The organism is Microbacterium karelineae (assembly GCF_009745985.1).
Lineage (GTDB): Bacteria > Actinomycetota > Actinomycetes > Actinomycetales > Microbacteriaceae > Microbacterium > Microbacterium karelineae.
In genome coordinates, this window is record NZ_WFIX01000187.1 from 24,734 (window position 1) to 41,399 (window position 16,666).

Here is a 16,666-nt window from a genome sequence, read left to right on the forward strand (position 1 = left end):
AGTAGGATCCATTGCGTTCGTGTTGTTTGAGCGTGTGTGCTTCTTCAGCATTACTTGGAGAGGTAAGAACCCGCAAGGGCCGACGAAGACCTCGCTGGAGAGCACATGTCCCACGCACCACGCACCCACCTCGCGATGGGTGAGGACACGTTCCGCCTCCTGTTCGATGAGGCGCGCCTCGAGCGGATCTCGTCGATCGCCGACGCGGGGCAGCCGCTGTTCCTCGGCGACCTCGGAGACCCTGCCCACGCCGCGGCGCTCGCCGAGACCGAGGTGCTCATCACCTCATGGGGGGCGCCCGCCCTCGACGCCGATCTCCTCGCCCGGATGCCCCGCCTCCAGGCCGTCTTCCATGCCGCAGGCACGGTGCGCGAGCTCGCCACGGACGCGCTGTGGGAGAGAGACATCCTCGTCACGACGGCCGCGGACGCGAACGCCATCCCGGTCGCCGAGTACACGCACGCCGCGATCGTGCTCGCGACGAAGCGCGCGTTCTTCCACATGCGCACGGCCCACGACCAGGGCCGCGGATCATTCGGCCACGAGCCCCGCCCCGGGTACGGAAACCTCGGCCGCACGATCGGCATCGTCGGCTTCTCCCGCACGGGGCGCCGCGTCGTCGACAGGCTCCGCGAGCTCGATGGGGCGCGCGTGCTGGTCGCCGATCCGTTCGCCGATCCCGAGCGCGTCGCGGCGGCGGGCGCGGAGCTCGTGTCGCTCGAGGAGATGCTCCCCGTCGTCGACGTGCTCTCGCTGCACGCGCCCTCGCTTCCCTCGACCCGCCACATGATCGGCCGCGTCGAGCTCGCCGCGCTGCGCGATGGCGCCGTGCTCATCAACACGGCGCGCGGCGCGATCCTCGACCACGACGCCCTCCTCGACCAGTGCCGCGGCGGGCGCATCGACGCGGTCCTCGACGTCACCGAGCCCGAGCCGCTCCCGCTCGCATCCCCGCTGCTCGCCCTGCCGAACGTCGCCATCACGCCGCACATCGCCGGATCCCTCGGCGGCGAGACCCGCCGACTGGCGGACGCCGCGCTCGACGAGCTCGAGGCGTTCGCCGCGGACCGGCCGGCGATGCACCGCGTGCACGCGCATGACATGGGGGTGACGGCGTGAGCCTCCTGACGCTTCCCGAGACCGATCGCGACCTCTCGCCGTACACGGGCTGGACGCGCGCGCACTGGCTGCGCGTCGCCGATGCGATCCTCGACGGCGCCCGGCGCCACACGAGTCCGGGCGGCGCCTTCGTCCGCTTTCCCGGGGCGCCCGGCGGCTACGGCGCCGACGTCGACGCCCTCGAGGGCTTCGCCCGCACGTTCATGCTCGCGGCGTTCCGCATCGCGGGGGATCCGGAGGGGACCACCGAGCTCGCCGAGCGGTACGCGAGCGGCTTCGCGGCGGGCGTCGACCCCGCCTCGCCCGAGCGCTGGCTCCGCCCCGACGAGGTCGATCAGGCGAAGGTCGAGTCGGCCGCGCTCGCGCTCGGCCTGCACCTCACGCGCGACCAGATCTGGGCACGCTTCTCGGACGAGACGCGCACGCACGTCGTCGACTACCTCTCGGGCTTCCTCGGCGCGCCGTACCCGCCGAACAACTGGGCGTGGTTCCGGATCCTCACCTCGCAGTTCCTCGCGAGCGTCGGCGCCGCGCACCGCCCCGACGACATCGAGGCCGACCTGGCGCTCCTGGACAGCTTCGAGCGCGGCGGCGGATGGTCGTCGGACGGCCACGAGCGCGCGTACGACCACTACTGCGGATGGGCGCTGCCGTTCTATCCCGTGATCTGGGGCGACATGGTCCGCGGCGACGAGCGGTGGACCGCGCGGCTCGAACGCTCCCGCGCCGCCCTCGACGACTACCTCGACGACGCGCTGCACCTCATCGGGGCGGATGGCGCGCCGCTGTTCCAGGGGCGCAGCCTCACCTATCGCTTCGCGACGGCCGGACCCGCATGGGCCGCCGTGCTCGGCGGATCCTCGCGTCACGACCTCGGGCTCCTGCGCCGTGCCGCGAGCGGTCAGGTCGCGCACTTCGCCCGGCACGGCGCCCCCGGCGACGACGGCGTGCTGCCCATCGGGTGGCACGGCCCCTGGCGCCGCATGGCCCAGCGCTACTCGGGGCCGGGATCCCCGTACTGGGCGGCCAAGGGCCTGCTCGGCATCGCGCTGTCGGAGGACCACCCCGTCTGGTCCGCGACCGAGCTGCCACTCCCCGCCGACGAGGGCGCCTTCACGCGCGTGATCGCGGCTCCGGGCTGGATCGCGTCGGCCGACGACGGCGTGGCGCGCATCGCCAACCACGGCACCGACCACCGCGACGAGGGCGACGGATACGCCGACGGGCCGCTCTACGCGCGGCTCGGCTATTCGACGGCGACGTCGCCGGCCCTCGTGGGCGACACCGTGGCGGATCCGCTCGACAACCACATCGGCCTCCTGCGGGGTGGCGTCGCGAGCCACCGCTCCGGCTTCGCGCGCGGCGAGATCGTCGCGCTCGACGCCTCCACGGCGCTCGCGGCCTCGACCGCACGGGCGCGCTGGCCGCTCGCCTTCGCGGGCGATCCGGATCACGGCGGCGGCGACACGGTCACACGGTCGGTTCCCGGGCCGCTCGTCGACACCGTCTCCGTCGTCCGCGGCGCCTGGGACGTGCGCTTCGTGCGCGTGCGGGCCGGTGAGGAGGACCTCGGCCACGACGGCACCGTGCGCGCCGGCGGCTGGCCCCTCACTGGCGACGTCGCCGACGCAGGCGAGGCGTGGATCCGCACGGCGCGCCTCGCGAGCCGCGTGGTGGCGCTGCACGGATCCGCCCGCGCGGGCGTGACCTGCCTCGGCGATGTGACCCCGCTCGACGGCGCCACGTCCGTCCCGTGGATCGCCACGGACGCGCCGGACGGCGAATGGATCGTCGCCGCGGCGTTCCTCGGCGACCCCGTGCGGGCCGCCGAGCCGCCCGCCGCGTCGCGCGATGCGGGCGACGCCTGGCGCATCACCTGGCCGGATGGCGGCGCGACCGTCGTCGATCCGGCGTCCGCGGTCCCCACGGCACGCGACCTCTGACCCTTCCCTCACGACACCCACCATCACGACGAAAGGCCACGCGATGAAGCGTTCGACACAGATCGGCGTCGCTGCGACAGCGGGCGCCGCGCTCCTCCTCACCGGCTGCTCCGGATCCGCCGACGGCGGCTCCTCCGGGGATCCGGACACCCTCACGATCTCGGGATGGAGCGTCGCGACGACGCCCGAGTTCCAACTCCTCGCCGACGGATTCGAGGCCGTCCACGAGGGCGTCTCAGTCGAGGTCGTCGACTACGACCCGACCGAGTACAACACCCTCGTGACGGCCGACCTCGCTGCCGGCAGCGCGCCCGACATCATCACCCAGAAGGAGGTCAAGTACGTCACGACCTTCCAGGAGGGCGGCCAGCTCGTCGACGTCTCGGACGTCGAGGTGCCGGACGGCATCGGCGGCGCCGAGGCCTACCAGGTGGACGGCGCCGCGTATGCGACGCCGTACCGCCAGGACTCGTGGGTCCTCTTCTACAACAAGGATCTCTTCGACTCCGCCGGCGTCGACCAGCCCGACGGCAGCTGGACGTGGGACGACTACGCCGCCGCGGCCGAGGAGCTCGCGGGCGCGACCGACGCCAAGGGCGCCTACCAGCACAGCTGGCAGTCGGTCGTGCAGGGCTTCGCGAACGCCCAGTCCGGCGCCGACATCCTCGACGGCGACTACGGCCACCTCGCGCCGTATTACGAGCGTGCGCTCGAACTGCAGGACACCGGCGCCCAGGAGGCGTTCAACACGGTCTCGGCCAACCAGCTGACCTACCAGGGCGAGTTCGGCAACCAGCGCGCCGCCATGATGTCCATGGGGACCTGGTACGTCGCCACCCTCGTCTCGCAGCAGGCATCGGGTGAGGCCGACGACTTCGAGTGGGGGATCGCGCCGATCCCGCAGCTCGACGCCTCGACGACGGGAACCGATGCCACTCCCGTGACCTTCGGCGACCCGACCGGATTCGGCATCAACTCCGGCATCAGCGACGAGAAGCAGGAGCTCGCGAAGGAGTTCCTCGCGTATGCCGCGAGCTCGGAGGCCGCCGTCGCGCTCGCCGAGATCGGCATCACGCCCGCCTTCCTCGACGACGCCGTCGTCGACGCGTACTTCAGCGCCGACGGTGCGCCCGAGGACGAGCTGTCGGCGTTCGCCGTGCAGACGCACGAGACGCTGCCGGAGAACCCCACGTCGAGCCGCACCGCGGCGATCCAGAACATCCTGGGCGACCTGCACTCCGCGATCCTCTCCGGATCGCAGGGCGTCGACGAGGCGATCGCCGAGGCCGAGGAGCGGGTCGAGAACGAGGTCGGCCAGGACTGACCCGGTTCGCGCGCCGGCCGGCACCGGCCGGCGCGCCCCGCGTCGAAGGAGAGCCATGACGACGACAACCCCCGCCCGCACCGCGACACCGCGCCGGCGCGCCTCGCGCATGCGCGTGCGCAACACCCTGCTCGGCTGGAGCTTCATCCTCCCGAACTTCGCCGGCTTCGCGCTGCTCACGCTCGTGCCCGTGGTCGTGATGTTCTACATGTCGCTGACCGACTGGAACATCTTCGGCACGTCGACCTTCATCGGATTCGACAACTTCCAGCGCCTGCTCGGCGACGGCGCCTTCGTGAAGTCGTTCGTCAACACGATCTACTACACGGTGATGCACGTCCCGCTCACGATCGTCGTATCGCTCGGCCTGGCGCTGCTGCTCAACAACAAGCTGCGCGGGGTCGCCTTCTTCCGCACGGCGGCGTTCTTCCCCTACATCACATCGATCGTCGCGATCGCCCTCGTCTGGAACCTGCTGTTCAGCCCCGACTACGGTCCGATCAACGAGGCGCTGCGCTTCGTCGGGCTCGCCGAGCCGCCCGGTTGGCTCACCTCGCCCGAATGGGCGATGCCGGCCGTCGTGATCATCAGCACGTGGCGCGACATGGGGTACTACATGGTGCTGTTCCTCGCCGGGCTGCAGACCGTGCCGCGGGAGCTGCACGAGGCCGCGCGCGTCGACGGCGCGAACGTCGTGCACCGGTTCTTCAACGTGACGCTGCCGTGCCTGCGCCCGACGATGTTCTTCGTCACCGTGATCCTCACGATCAACTCGCTGAAGATCTTCGACCTGATCCTCGTCCTCACACAGGGCGGGCCCGGCCAGTCGACGACCGTCCTCAGCCAGTTCATCTACCGCAAGGGCTTCGAGGAGAACGAGTTCGGATACGCCTCGTCCGCGTCGGTCGTGCTGTTCGCCCTCTGCCTCGTCGTCACCATCGCCCAGTACCTGTGGAACAAGAAGAGGAGCGTCTGATGAGCGAGACGATGACCCTCGTCGCCCCGGGCCCGACGCGCCGCCCGCGCCGAGCGGGCGAGTCGGGCGAGGCCGCGCAGCGCGTGAGGCGCGGCGTCCTCTACGTGATCCTGATCGCCGCCGCCGCGGCGCTGCTCACGCCGTTCTTCTGGATGGTCATGAGCTCGCTCAAGGACGCCAACTCGGTGTTCTCGGTGCCGGTCCGGTGGCTCCCCGAGGTCTTCGTGTGGGAGAACTACACCTCGATCTGGACCCGCAGCGACATCCTCACGTGGATCCGGAACACGCTGATCCTCTCGGTCTCGGTGACAGCCCTTCAGGTGCTCACCGGGTCGTTCGCGGCCTACGGCTTCTCCCGGATCCGCTTCCCGGGGCGCAACGCGCTGTTCCTGCTGTACGTCGCGACGATCGCCGTGCCGTGGCAGTCGTACATGATCCCGCAGTTCATCATGCTGACGAACGCCGGCCTCGCGAACACCCTCTGGTCGATCATCTTCCTGCAGACGTTCGGCGCATTCGGCGTGTTCCTCATGAAGCAGTTCTACGAGACGGTGCCCGAGGACCTCTCGGAGGCGGCGCGCCTCGACGGGCTCAGCGAGTATGGGATCTGGTGGCGCATCATGATGCCGCTGTCGATCCCCGCGATCGCGAGCCTGTCGCTGCTGACCTTCGTGAACACGTGGAACGACTACCTCGGGCCGCTGATCTACCTGCGCGATCCGAGCCTGTGGACCCTGCAGCTCGGGCTGCAGAACTTCGTCTCGAGCCTCTACGACGTCGACTACGGCGTGCTGTTCTCGGGCCTCGTCATCTCCGTCGTGCCGATCGCGATCATCTTCCTTTTCGGCCAGCGGTTCTTCGTCGAGGGCATCGCGACGAGCGGCATGAAGGGCTGAGCCGATGCGCCGGATCCCGCACTCGATGTACGACTCGCTGTTCTCCGTCGCACAGCTCGTCCTCGTCACGAACGCGCTGCTCGCCGTCACCTGCGCGCCGCTCGTGCTCCTGCTCGTCACGACGGATCCATCGCTGTCGTGGCCGCTTCTCGCGGTCGCGGCGGCGGCCACGGGGCCGGGCGTCGCGGGATCCTTCGCGGCGTTCCGCGCGCACCGCGAGGGCGAGCGGGGCGTCGTGCGGCCCTTCTTCCGCGGCCTCGCGCGGGTGTGGGGGCGCGCGCTCGGTGTGAGCGCCCTCGTGACGGCGGTCGTCGTGGTCGCGATCGTCGATCTGTTCGTGCTCGTCCCGACGGGGCCCGGCGCGGTCGCCGGGCCCGTACTCGTCGTGCTCGTCGTGATCGCGATCGGCACGGGCATGGTCCAGCTCGCGGCCCTCGTGGAGGCGCCGACGGCGCGCTTCACGGACCTGCTGCGCGCGTCGGCGGCCACGGCCGTGCGCCGGTGGCCGTTCACGCTCGTGTCGCTGGCGGCCGCGGGAGCGCAGGCGGGCGTGTTCGTGATGGCGCCCGCCCTCGCGATCGGGCTCACGGCGTCGGCGTGCCTCTACGTGGTGTGGGCGGGCGCGCGCCACAGCCTGCAGCCGGTGCTGCGTCCGGCGGCCGCGTGAGGCGGTAGCGTCGAGAGCATGCAGGAGAATGCACTCGGACTCGTCGACGGATTCAAGGCCGTCTTCCGCGACCACCCGCTCGCCGTGACGCTCATCACGGCCGTCACGCCCGACGGCCCCGTCGGCCTCACGGCCTCGAGCGTGTCGTCGGTCGCGATCGATCCGCCCGCCCTGTCGTTCTCGGTCACGCGCGCGACGGGCACGGCGGGCGCGCTGCTCGGCGCGGCGGCGCTGCAGGTGCACTTCCTCACGCCCGACCACCTCGACACGGCGGAGCAGTTCGCCCGCTCGGGCGGGGAGCGGTTCGTCGACGGGCAGGGGTGGAGCATCGACGTCGATGGCGCGCCGCGGCTCGCGGGAGCGCGCGCCCGACTCTCCGGCCGCATCATCGACACCGTCGCGGTCGGCGGATCCGTCCTCGTCGTCGCCGAGGTGACGGGCGTCGAGGCGGGGGAGGCGGGCGACCCGCTGCTCTACGTCGATCGGCGGTTCCACCGCTTCGATCCCGAGCACGCGGCGCTCTGACGCGGGCGGCCCAGATCCCGCCGGTCTACGCGGCCGGATCCTCCAGCGCCTCGATCGTCTGATCGGCGAGGGCCGTGCCGGCGCTCCCATACAGGTGGAAGACGGCATCGGCGCCGTGCGCCACGAGATCCTCCCGGTCGTGGTCGCTGCGCACGACGGCGGCGACCGTGCCGGAGAAGCCGCTCGCGCGGAGCATCTCGAGCGCGTCGAGGTTCGAGGTGTGGAACGGCATCGCGAGGATCGCGATCTCGACCTGATCCGATCGCGTCACGCGCGCCCAGAAATCGGAGTCGGTCGCATCGGCCTGCATGACGTCGAGGCCCGCCTCCCGCAGGCTCGCCACGCGCGTCGCGTCGTGCTCGACGCCGACCGCGGCGATCCCGTGCTCGTCGCGCAGCCGCGTGAACGCCGCGCGCCCCACGCGGCCCATGCCGAGGACGAGCGCCGTGGCGTGGCCGATGTCGATCGGCCGGTCCTCCGGGTGCATGCGCGCCGTGCTCTGCGCGGGCATGCGCGCCGACAGCGCCTCCGAGAACCGCACGCCCCGCGCGTTGAGCAGCGCCGACAGGACGAAGCTGACGGCGACCGCGAGCGCGAGGACCGTCACCCAGTCGTCCGTGATCAGGCCGAGGGAGGCGCCCGTGACGGCGACGATGAGGCCGAATTCGGAGTAGTTCGCCATCACGAGCGCTGTGAGCCACGACGTCCTGTGGCGCATGCCCATGCCCCAGAGGAGACCCACGTACAGGAGGGTCTGCAGCGGCAGCAGCAGGAGCAGGAGCCCCGCCATGCCGAAGAGCTCGAGCGTCGGCGTGCCGCCGAGGCCGATGTCGAGGAAGAACGCGATGAGCAGGAGCTCCTTCACGCTCAGCAGCCGGTGCGACAGCTCGCTCGCGCCCGGGTGGCTTGCGAGCAGCGCGCCGATGATGAGCGCGCCGAGATCGCCCTTGAGGCCGACGGCCTCGAACAGCGCGTATCCCGGCACGAGCGCAAGCACGATGCCGTAGAGAACCTGCATATCCGGCGAGTCGATGAGATCCCAGATGCGCCGGAACAGCCATGCGGCGGGGAGGAGGGCGACGAGGGCGAGCGCCCACGGTGACGGCATCTCGCCCGTCGCGATGGTGAGGAACACGACGGCGGCGATGTCCTGCAGGACGAGCACGCCGACCGCGATCCGGCCGTAGGTCGCGGTGACATCGGAGCGGTCGTCGAGCACCTTCACGACGAAGACGGTCGAGGAGAACGACAGTCCGAACCCCAGAAGCGCCCACGTGCCGAGGTGGGTGCCGTCGAGCAGGCCGATCCCGAAGGTCGCGAGCACGGCGAGGAATCCGACTCCGAGGGCCGTCGAGACGAGCATGTGCGTGCCGTTCGTCAGCCAGATCTCCTTGCGCACGAGCGTGCGCACGTCGAGCTTGAGGCCGATCCCGAACAGCAGGAGCGTCACGCCGAGGCTCGAGGCCTCCTCGACGAGCGGGAGGTCGTCGATGCCGCTCGCGGCGAGCGCGAAGCCGGCGGCGAGGAAGCCGACGAGGGGAGGCAGCCGCAGGAGGACGGCGGCGAGGCCCAGTCCGAACGCGACGGCGAGGTAGATGGCCGCCGTCGTCGTGAACATACACGGATTCTAGGGCGTGCCGCGCGGGCGCCGACGCGATCAGGGGCGGCGCCGTCCATACGATGGGGGGATGAGTGCACACCTCGCTGCCAACCTCTCCCGTGAGGAGACGGCCTCCCGTTCCGCCGAGATCCGGCTGACCGGCGTCAGGGTCGACCTCGACGTCTCGGGCGCCCGCGATCCGGGCACCACCGGATTCCTCACGACGACGACCCTGGTCTTCGACGCGACGACGGACATGACGTGGATCGACTTCCTCGGCGAGGGCGTGGACCGCGTCGTCGTCAACGGCGTCGACCACCCCGTCGTCTGGGACGGCGCGCGGATCACGATCTCCGGGCTGTCGGAGACGAACGAGGTGCGCGTCGAGGCGACGGGCGCGTACAGCCGCTCGGGCGAGGGGCTGCACCGGTTCGTCGACCCGGTCGACGGAGAGACCTACCTGTACACGCAGTACGAGCCCGCCGACTCCCGGCGCGTCATGGCCTGCTTCGAGCAGCCCGACATGAAGGCCCCGTACACCTTCGTCGTGACGGCGCCGTCCGGCTGGCACGTGCTGTCCAACCAGCGCGCCGTGCTCACGACGGGCGGCGGGCAGGCGCAGACCGTCGAGTTCGCCCCGACGCTGCCGATCTCGTCGTACATCACCTCCGTCGCGGCGGGCCCGTACCACCGCGTCGCGGACGAGTGGACCCGCGACGGCCAGCGGGTCGAGCTCGGCGCCTTCTGCCGCGCCTCGCTCGCCGAGCATCTCGACTCCCCGGAGATCTTCGAGATCACGAAGCAGGGTCTCGACTTCTACACGGACGCCTTCGCGTTCTCCTATCCGTGGGGCAAGTACGACCAGATCTTCGTGCCCGAGTACAACCTCGGCGCCATGGAGAACCCCGGCCTCGTGACGTTCACGGAGAGCTACGTCTTCCGCGGCGCCTCGACCGATGCGCAGCACGAGGGCCGCGCGAACACGATCCTGCACGAGATGGCGCACATGTGGTTCGGCGATCTCGTCACGATGACGTGGTGGGACGACCTCTGGCTGAAGGAGTCGTTCGCCGACTACATGGGGTCGCACGCATCGGTCGCGGCGACGCGCTTCACGGACGCATGGGCGTCGTTTGCGAACCGGCGCAAGGCCTGGGCCTATGAGCAGGATCAGCTGCCCACGACGCACCCGATCGTCGCCGACATCCCGGACCTCGAGGCCGCGAAGCTGAACTTCGACGGCATCACGTACGCGAAGGGCGCGTCGGTGCTCAAGCAGCTCGTCGCGTTCGTCGGCGAGGAGGCCTTCTTCGCGGGGGCGCGCGCCTACTTCCGCGATCACGCATACGGCAGCACGACGCTCGAGGATCTGCTGCGCGCCCTCGAGGTCGCGTCCGGGCGCGACATGCGGGCGTGGTCGGCGGCGTGGCTCGAGACGACGGGGATGTCGACGCTGAGCCTCGAGCGCACCGATGACGGCGCCGTGCTGACGCAGACCGATCCGCGGCCGCATCGACTGCGCATCGGCCTGTTCGGCTGGGTCGACGGGGCGCTCGTGCGGCGAGACAGCGTCGAGCTCGACATCGCCGACGAGACGACCCCCGTCGAACTGACGCTCCCGGACGGCGAGGAGCCCGCCCTCGCGCTCGTCAACGACGGCGACCTCACGTATGCGAAGGCCCGCCTCGACGCGGGATCCCTGCGCGCCGCCGAGCGCGGGCTGTCGACGATCGACGAGGCGCTCGCCCGCGGCCTCGTGTGGTCGGCGCTCTGGAACGCGACGCGCGACGGGGAGCTCCCCGCCCTGCGCTATCTCGAGATCGTGCGCCGGCACGCGCCCGCCGAGGAGAACGTCGGCCTCCTCGCAGGGACCCTCGCCAACGCCGCGCACGCGGTCGAGCACTTCGTCGCGGACGATGTCAGAGGCGACGCCCGCGCGATGTGGCTCGAGACCACCTGGGAGGGTCTCGCCGGCGCCGAGGCGGGAAGCGACGCGCAGCTCGCGTGGGCGCGCGCCGTCGGGCGCGCGGCGGCGGGCGCGTCAGGCCGCGCCGACGACATCTCCCGGATCCTCGCGGGGGAGCAGGCGGCGCCCGAGGGGCTCCCGCTCGACGCCGATCTGCGCTGGATCTGGACTCAGGCGCTCGCCGCGACGGGCCATGCCGACGAGGACGCGATCCGAGCCGAGCTCGCCCGCGACGACACGATGTCTGGCCGCACGGCGTCGATCGAGGCGTTCGCGGCGCGGCCGGATGCCGCGGTGCGCGCGGCCGCGTGGGCGGCGGCCTGGACCGACGAGACGCTGTCGAACGATCACCTCGGCGCGACGATCGCGGGCTTCCGGGCGGGCGGCCGCCGTGACCTGATCGCGCGCTTCGACGAGGAGTACTTCGCGTCGATCGGCGATGCCTGGGCGAGCCGGTCGATCGAGATCGCGCGCCGCCTCGTGCGCGGTCTGTTCCCGCACACCGACACGCTCGACCTCGTCGACGCGTGGCTCGAGCGGTACGAGGGCGCGCCGGGATCCCTGCGGCGCATCGTGATCGAGCAGCGCGATCACCTCGCGCGCGATCTGTCCGTGCGCGCGGCGCAGCCCTCGTTCGAATGATCCGCCGGTGCGGGGCCCGCGGGCCCCGCACCGACCGATCAGATCCGGACGAGCATCTTCCCGGTGTTGGCGCCGCGCATCATGTCGAGGAACGCGTCGACGGCGCCGTCGATGCCGTCGACGATCGTCTCGTCGTACGCGATGCGCCCCTCGGCGAGCCAGGCGCCCATGCGCTCCTGGAACTCGGGCGAGGCCGCGAGGTGGTTGCCCACGGTGAAGCCCTCGAGGCGCAGGCCCCGCGTGACGATGTTGGACAGATTGTCGGGGCCGGGGACGGGCGCCCCCGTGTTGTAGGTGGCGATCGCGCCGCACAGCGCGGCCCTGCCGCCGTCGTTGAAGGCGTCGAGGGCGGCCTCGAGGTGATCCCCGCCGACATTGTCGAAGTACACGTCGATGCCATCGGGGGCGGCCGAGGCGAGCTGCTCGCGCACGGGTGCCGACCGGTAGTCGAACGCCGCGTCGTAGCCGTACTTCGAGGTGAGCAGCGCGACCTTCTCGGGCGAGCCCGCGGAGCCGATCACGCGCTTCGCGCCGAGCAGGCGGGCGATCTGCCCCGCCGCCGTGCCGACGGCGCCCGCGGCGCCGGAGATGAAGACCGTGTCGCCCTCTCGCATCTCGGCGACGCGCGTGAGGCCCACATAGGCTGTGAGCGCTGTCATGCCGAGCACGTGCAGGCGCAGCGACAGCGGCACACCCGGCAGGTCGGGGACGACGCGGAACTGAGTCGCGTCGGCCTGTGCGATGTCGCGCCAGCCGAGCTGATGCACCACGACGCTGCCGACGGGCACGTCGTCGGACGCCGAGGCGACGACGCGTCCGACGGCGCCACCCGTCATCGTCTCGCCGAGGGCGTAGGGCGCGACGTAGCTGCGCGCGTCGTTCATGCGGCCCCGCATATAGGGATCCACGGAGACGAACGCGTTCTCGACCCGGACCTCGCCGGGGGCGGGATCGTCGTATGAGACCCGGGTGGTGCGGAAGTCGTCGTGCGTCGGCCACCCGTTCGGGCGGGCGACGAGCTGGATCTGGGTGCTGACGGCGGATGCCATGAGGCGGTCGTTCTCCTTCGTTTCGGGTGTCGGGACGGTCAGAGCGCGAGGCCGACGGCGAGCGCGATGATCGAGAGCACCGGGGCGACGCCCTGCTTCAGGGCGGCCGCCGACTTGTCGGGGCTCGAGACGATCAGCACGAGGCTCGCGGCGGCCATCGACCCCGCGCCCGCGAACACGAGCGTCGCCCCGACGGCCGTGCTGCCGACGGCGAAGAGGGCGACGCCGAGCGCCGCGGCGATCGCGAGGAACAGGTTGTAGAAGCCCTGGTTGAACGCGAGCTCCTTCTGCGCCTCGGCGGCCTCGCGCGTCAGGCCGAACGTCGCGAGGGCGCGCGGGCTCGTCCACGCGATCGACTCGAGGAAGAAGATGTAGACGTGCACCAGCGCCGCGAGTGCGGCGAGCACGAGACCTGCGATGATCATGTGCGCTCCTTTTCTAGAATGATTGTTACAATATAGCCCTGCGGCGACGACGGGAGGACAGGCATGGGGCGGATTCGGAGCTTCGACCGCGCCGACGCGGCGCGGGCCGCGCGCGAGGTGTTCTGGCACCACGGATACGAGGGCGCCGCCGTTCCCGCGCTCGAGGAGGCGACGGGCCTCGGCCGCTCGAGCCTCTACCATGCGTTCGGATCCAAGCGCGGGCTGTTCGACGCGGCCGTCGACAGCTACCTCGACGAGGTCGTGCGGCCGCGGCTCCGCCCCCTGCAGGGCGACCCGGTGTCTCCCGCCGCCGCTCGCGAGTACCTCGCGGGGCTGAAGGACGCGCTCGGGCGCGCGAGCACGCTGCCGGCGACGAGCGGCTGCCTCCTCATCAACGCGGCCGCCGCCCCGATCGGAGATGACCACGCGGTCGCGGAGACGATCGCTGCCTACCGCGCCGAGCTGCGCGATGCGCTCGCCGCGGGCGTCGCCGCGCGGCACCCGCGGCGCGGCGCGGCGGAGCGGGCCCGGCTCGCAGAGGCCCTGGCGGGCCTCGTCGTCGCCGCGCTCGCGACCGTGCGCGTCGACGCGGCCGCCGCCGCCTCGGCGCTCGACACGGCGATCGAGCTGCTCGAGGGATGACGTGCGCCGCCCGCGAATACATCCCGAGGATGACGCGGGCGGTCCCGATGGCTGACGACACGGGACGCGGGATCCGGTGACATGGGAGCATGCACACTCCAGCACCCCATAATCCTCAGGATCCGTCCGCTCCGCTGCTGAGCGGGCACGGCCTCGTCAAGGCCTACGGCCCGACGTACGCGCTCGCGGGCGTCGACATCGACGTGCGCGCGGGCGAGGCCGTCGCGATCATGGGCGCCTCCGGATCCGGCAAGACGACGCTCCTGCACGTGCTCGCGGGCATCATCGTGCCGGATGCGGGCGCCGTGACCCTGCAGACCCGGTCGGGCGCGCGCTCCGTGCACGCCCTGCGCGAGGCCGAGCGCTCCGCGCTGCGCCGCGAGGAGCTCGGCTTCGTCTTCCAGCAGGGCCTGCTCGTGCCCGAGCTCACGGCCGTCGAGAACGTCGCGCTCCCGCTCATGCTCGCGGGCCATCCGCGGGAGGCCGCGCAGGTGCACGCGGCGCAGTGGCTCGCCGCCCTCGGACTCGCGGGAATGGATGATCGCCGCATCGGGCAGCTCTCGGGCGGGCAGGCGCAGCGCGTCGCGATCGCGCGTGCCCAGGCCACGGGCGCCCGTGTCGTCTTCGCGGACGAGCCGACGGGTGCGCTCGACTCGGCGACATCGGGCGAGGTCATGACGGCACTGCTCGACTCGACGCTCCGACAGGGGCACGCGCTCGTGGTCGTGACGCATGATCCGCAGGTCGCGGCGCGCTGCACCCGCACCATCCGGCTCCGCGACGGGCGGATCGTCGCCGGAGACTCCGCGACGGCGGTCGCGCGATGACGGCCGCGACGATCGGGCGTGCCGCGCCTCCCGCACCCCTCGGCCGCGGTTCGGGCCGCGCGCCCGTCCTGCGCCTCACCTGGCACCTCTCGCGGCCGAGCGTGCAGAGCGCGGCGGCGCTCGCGCTCCCCGCCGTCGCGTTCGCCGTCACCACCGCGCTCCTGCTCACGGTGCTCGGCGGCGTCCTGATGTTCTGGACCTGGCCCGACGACGACGCCGGCATGGTCTCGACGTATCAGCTGCTCAGCGTCGTCGCGCTCGCGATCCTCGCCGTTCCCCTCATGTCCCTGGGCGGGGCGGCCGCGCGCCTGTCCGCCCGCCGTCGCGACGATCGCCTCGCGACCCTGCGCCTGCTCGGCGCGACACCGGCCCTCGTGACGATCATGACGATCCTCGAGTCGACCGCGGTCGCCGTCGCGGGGGCGATCGCCGGATCGCTGCTGTACCTCGCGATGATGCCGCTCGTGGGCCTGATCCCGTTCCTCGGCCGGCCCATCGGCGCCGCGTCGCTGTGGGTGGGAGCGGGACCCCTGGCGTCCGTCGTCGGCGCCGTCGCCCTCGTCGCGGCCCTCAGCGCGGCGGTTGGGCTGCGCCGCGTGAACATCTCGCCCCTCGGCGTGCGCACGAAACAGCAGGCGCCGCGCGTGCACTGGCTGCGCGCGGTCGTCACGGTCGTCGTCATCGCCGCCGCGTACGCGGTGCTCAGCGCGCTGAGCCTGCTGCCCGGCTACGCGGCGGTCGTGATCGCCGTCGGCGGCTGCTTCGCCGCGGGCGTCGGCGTGCTCGGCCTCATCGGGCCGTGGGCGATCGGCGTGCACGCCCGGATCCGCGCCAAGCGGGCGCGCACGCCCGATCAGCTCATCGCGGCCCGCGCTGTGCTCGAGTCGCCCAAGGCGGCGTGGCGACAGGTCGGGGGGATGGCGATGACGACGTTCGTCGCCGTCATCGGCGGATCCGGCATGGCGTTCGCCGCGGCGGGCGCCGCCGAAGGGCCCGAGGCGCACCTGATGTCCGATGTGCGCACGGGGATCCTCATCACTCTCATCGTGTCGTTCCTCATGGTCGCCTGCTCGGTCGGGGTCAACCAGGCCGCCGCGATCCTCGACCGCCGCGGCCTCTACGTGGCGCTGGACCGGATCGGCATGCCGCGCCGGACGATGGAGGCGGCGCGGACGCGCGCCACGATGGGGCCGCTGCTGTTCACGGTGATCGTCTCGGCGATCGCGGGCGGCGCGCTCGTGTTCCCCCTGCTCGGGATGTCGATCATCCTCGCGCCCGTGTCGATCCTCGTGATGCTCTCGTGCTTCGCCCTCGGGATCCTGCTCGTGCGGCTGGCGCTGTGGGCGACGCGGCCCATCCTCACGCGCGTCCTGCACGAGCCGGACCGCGCGGAGTAGGGATCAGGCGCTCGGGGCCGGCCACCACCGCGGCATGTTGGCGAAGATCCGCTGCGCGAAGGCCTCGGCGTCGTCGCCGTCGACGCTCGCCCAGAGCTCGATCGCGCTCACGATGCCGCCCGCGACATATGCCGCTCCCACATCGGTGTTCTCGGGGAGGTCGACCCCGCTGTCTCGGATCACGGAGATCGCGGAGGCGGCCTTCCGCAGGAAGTGGCTCCGGAGGCGCTTTCGGAAGCCGAGCGAGACGGGCGAATCGAGGAGCGAGCGGATCGCCTGGCGATCGCGGGCGATCGCGCGGAGGAGGGAGACGGTCGCGTCGAGATACGCGCGGCTGATGGCATCGGGCCGATCGCCGGGGCGGGGCGATGCGGTCGCGGCCTCGTCGATCATCGAGGCGTATACGTCCGCGGCGAGCTCGCCGACGCTGTCGTAGTGCCCGTAGAAGGTCGTGCGGTGCACGCCCGCCTCCCGGCACAGCTCCGCGACGCCGATGCTCGACAGGTCCTCGCGCGCGAGCACGCGGACGAGGGCTTCGCCGAGCCGCTGGCGGCTGCGCACGGCCCGCGGATCGTCAGACGAGGGTTCGGGGGTGGTCGTCATGCGGTCAGTCTGCCGCAGATCGCGCCAGCCGTGCACCCGCGCCGCCCAGACGCTCTGCGCGAACT

At 71.8% G+C, this 16,666-nt stretch carries 15 protein-coding genes; 11 read left to right on the top strand and 4 right to left on the bottom strand.

The annotated features are described in order from the left end of the window. Positions 1-105 precede the first annotated feature (105 nt). From GB932_RS12830 to GB932_RS12860, 7 genes are read left to right on the top strand one after another with little or no spacing between them, the layout of a single operon-like run. On the top strand, positions 106-1,119 hold the full coding sequence (locus GB932_RS12830; RefSeq protein WP_156761094.1) for a hydroxyacid dehydrogenase: 1,014 nt from the start codon (positions 106-108) through the stop codon (positions 1,117-1,119). Continuing rightward, a complete protein-coding gene (locus tag GB932_RS12835; protein WP_156761095.1) occupies positions 1,116-3,062 on the top strand; it encodes a DUF2264 domain-containing protein in 1,947 nt (648 codons plus the stop codon). Before GB932_RS12830 ends, GB932_RS12835 begins: the two co-directional genes overlap by 4 nt. Positions 3,063-3,105: 43 nt before the next feature. Then, positions 3,106-4,386, top strand: a complete 1,281-nt coding sequence (locus tag GB932_RS12840; protein WP_156761096.1) for an extracellular solute-binding protein — start codon at positions 3,106-3,108, stop codon at positions 4,384-4,386. Between the two features lie 55 nt (positions 4,387-4,441). After that, positions 4,442-5,362 (top strand): carbohydrate ABC transporter permease, encoded by a 921-nt coding sequence (locus tag GB932_RS12845; RefSeq protein WP_156761097.1) that lies wholly within the window; start codon positions 4,442-4,444, stop codon positions 5,360-5,362. Then, positions 5,362-6,258: a carbohydrate ABC transporter permease gene (locus GB932_RS12850; RefSeq protein ID WP_197517473.1), complete on the top strand. Its 897-nt coding sequence runs from the start codon at positions 5,362-5,364 to the stop codon at positions 6,256-6,258. Before GB932_RS12845 ends, GB932_RS12850 begins: the two co-directional genes overlap by 1 nt. Positions 6,259-6,262: 4 nt before the next feature. After that, positions 6,263-6,925, top strand: coding sequence for a ferredoxin-NADPH reductase (locus GB932_RS12855; protein WP_156761098.1), 663 nt, complete (start codon positions 6,263-6,265; stop codon positions 6,923-6,925). Positions 6,926-6,943: 18 nt separating this feature from the next. Continuing rightward, positions 6,944-7,450, top strand: coding sequence for a flavin reductase family protein (locus GB932_RS12860; RefSeq protein ID WP_156761099.1), 507 nt, complete (start codon positions 6,944-6,946; stop codon positions 7,448-7,450). Positions 7,451-7,475: 25 nt separating this feature from the next. On the opposite strand, the gene GB932_RS12865 is transcribed toward GB932_RS12860, so the two are convergent. Next, positions 7,476-9,068: a cation:proton antiporter domain-containing protein gene (locus GB932_RS12865; protein ID WP_156761100.1), complete on the bottom strand. Its 1,593-nt coding sequence runs from the start codon at positions 9,066-9,068 to the stop codon at positions 7,476-7,478. A 70-nt stretch (positions 9,069-9,138) separates the two neighbouring features. Here GB932_RS12865 and pepN point away from each other — a divergent pair, with 70 nt between their 5' ends. After that, positions 9,139-11,658 (top strand): aminopeptidase N, encoded by a 2,520-nt coding sequence (pepN, locus tag GB932_RS12870; RefSeq protein ID WP_156761101.1) that lies wholly within the window; start codon positions 9,139-9,141, stop codon positions 11,656-11,658. Between the two features lie 38 nt (positions 11,659-11,696). On the opposite strand, the gene GB932_RS12875 is transcribed toward pepN, so the two are convergent. Then, positions 11,697-12,707 (bottom strand): NADP-dependent oxidoreductase, encoded by a 1,011-nt coding sequence (locus tag GB932_RS12875; RefSeq protein WP_156761102.1) that lies wholly within the window; start codon positions 12,705-12,707, stop codon positions 11,697-11,699. A 38-nt stretch (positions 12,708-12,745) separates the two neighbouring features. After that, a complete protein-coding gene (locus tag GB932_RS12880; protein WP_156761103.1) occupies positions 12,746-13,132 on the bottom strand; it encodes a DUF1304 domain-containing protein in 387 nt (128 codons plus the stop codon). A gap of 63 nt (positions 13,133-13,195) precedes the next feature. On the opposite strand from GB932_RS12880, the gene GB932_RS12885 reads away from it, so the two are divergent. The 3 genes from GB932_RS12885 (at position 13,196) to GB932_RS12895 (ending at position 15,998) form a co-directional block, all read left to right on the top strand. Next, positions 13,196-13,774: a TetR/AcrR family transcriptional regulator gene (locus GB932_RS12885; protein ID WP_156761104.1), complete on the top strand. Its 579-nt coding sequence runs from the start codon at positions 13,196-13,198 to the stop codon at positions 13,772-13,774. An 89-nt stretch (positions 13,775-13,863) separates the two neighbouring features. Then, positions 13,864-14,601, top strand: coding sequence for an ABC transporter ATP-binding protein (locus GB932_RS12890; protein WP_156761105.1), 738 nt, complete (start codon positions 13,864-13,866; stop codon positions 14,599-14,601). Continuing rightward, on the top strand, positions 14,598-15,998 hold the full coding sequence (locus GB932_RS12895; protein WP_231916182.1) for a permease: 1,401 nt from the start codon (positions 14,598-14,600) through the stop codon (positions 15,996-15,998). The genes GB932_RS12890 and GB932_RS12895 overlap by 4 nt, the downstream gene beginning before the upstream one ends. Before the next feature lie 3 nt (positions 15,999-16,001). Here GB932_RS12895 and GB932_RS12900 read toward each other — a convergent pair whose 3' ends face one another. Further along, a complete protein-coding gene (locus GB932_RS12900) occupies positions 16,002-16,601 on the bottom strand; it encodes a TetR/AcrR family transcriptional regulator (RefSeq protein WP_156761106.1) in 600 nt (199 codons plus the stop codon). Positions 16,602-16,666 lie beyond the last annotated feature (65 nt).

Coding starts and splice junctions, on each gene's coding strand:
- GB932_RS12895 (WP_231916182.1), top strand. CDS start 14,598: ATGACGGCCGCGACGATCGGGCGTGCCGCGCCTCCCGCACCCCTCGGC.
- GB932_RS12880 (WP_156761103.1), bottom strand. CDS start 13,132: ATGATCATCGCAGGTCTCGTGCTCGCCGCACTCGCGGCGCTGGTGCAC.
- pepN (WP_156761101.1), top strand. CDS start 9,139: ATGAGTGCACACCTCGCTGCCAACCTCTCCCGTGAGGAGACGGCCTCC.
- GB932_RS12840 (WP_156761096.1), top strand. CDS start 3,106: ATGAAGCGTTCGACACAGATCGGCGTCGCTGCGACAGCGGGCGCCGCG.
- GB932_RS12875 (WP_156761102.1), bottom strand. CDS start 12,707: ATGGCATCCGCCGTCAGCACCCAGATCCAGCTCGTCGCCCGCCCGAAC.
- GB932_RS12830 (WP_156761094.1), top strand. CDS start 106: ATGTCCCACGCACCACGCACCCACCTCGCGATGGGTGAGGACACGTTC.
- GB932_RS12850 (WP_197517473.1), top strand. CDS start 5,362: ATGAGCGAGACGATGACCCTCGTCGCCCCGGGCCCGACGCGCCGCCCG.
- GB932_RS12885 (WP_156761104.1), top strand. CDS start 13,196: ATGGGGCGGATTCGGAGCTTCGACCGCGCCGACGCGGCGCGGGCCGCG.
- GB932_RS12865 (WP_156761100.1), bottom strand. CDS start 9,068: ATGTTCACGACGACGGCGGCCATCTACCTCGCCGTCGCGTTCGGACTG.
- GB932_RS12900 (WP_156761106.1), bottom strand. CDS start 16,601: ATGACGACCACCCCCGAACCCTCGTCTGACGATCCGCGGGCCGTGCGC.
- GB932_RS12845 (WP_156761097.1), top strand. CDS start 4,442: ATGACGACGACAACCCCCGCCCGCACCGCGACACCGCGCCGGCGCGCC.
- GB932_RS12860 (WP_156761099.1), top strand. CDS start 6,944: ATGCAGGAGAATGCACTCGGACTCGTCGACGGATTCAAGGCCGTCTTC.
- GB932_RS12855 (WP_156761098.1), top strand. CDS start 6,263: ATGCGCCGGATCCCGCACTCGATGTACGACTCGCTGTTCTCCGTCGCA.
- GB932_RS12890 (WP_156761105.1), top strand. CDS start 13,864: ATGCACACTCCAGCACCCCATAATCCTCAGGATCCGTCCGCTCCGCTG.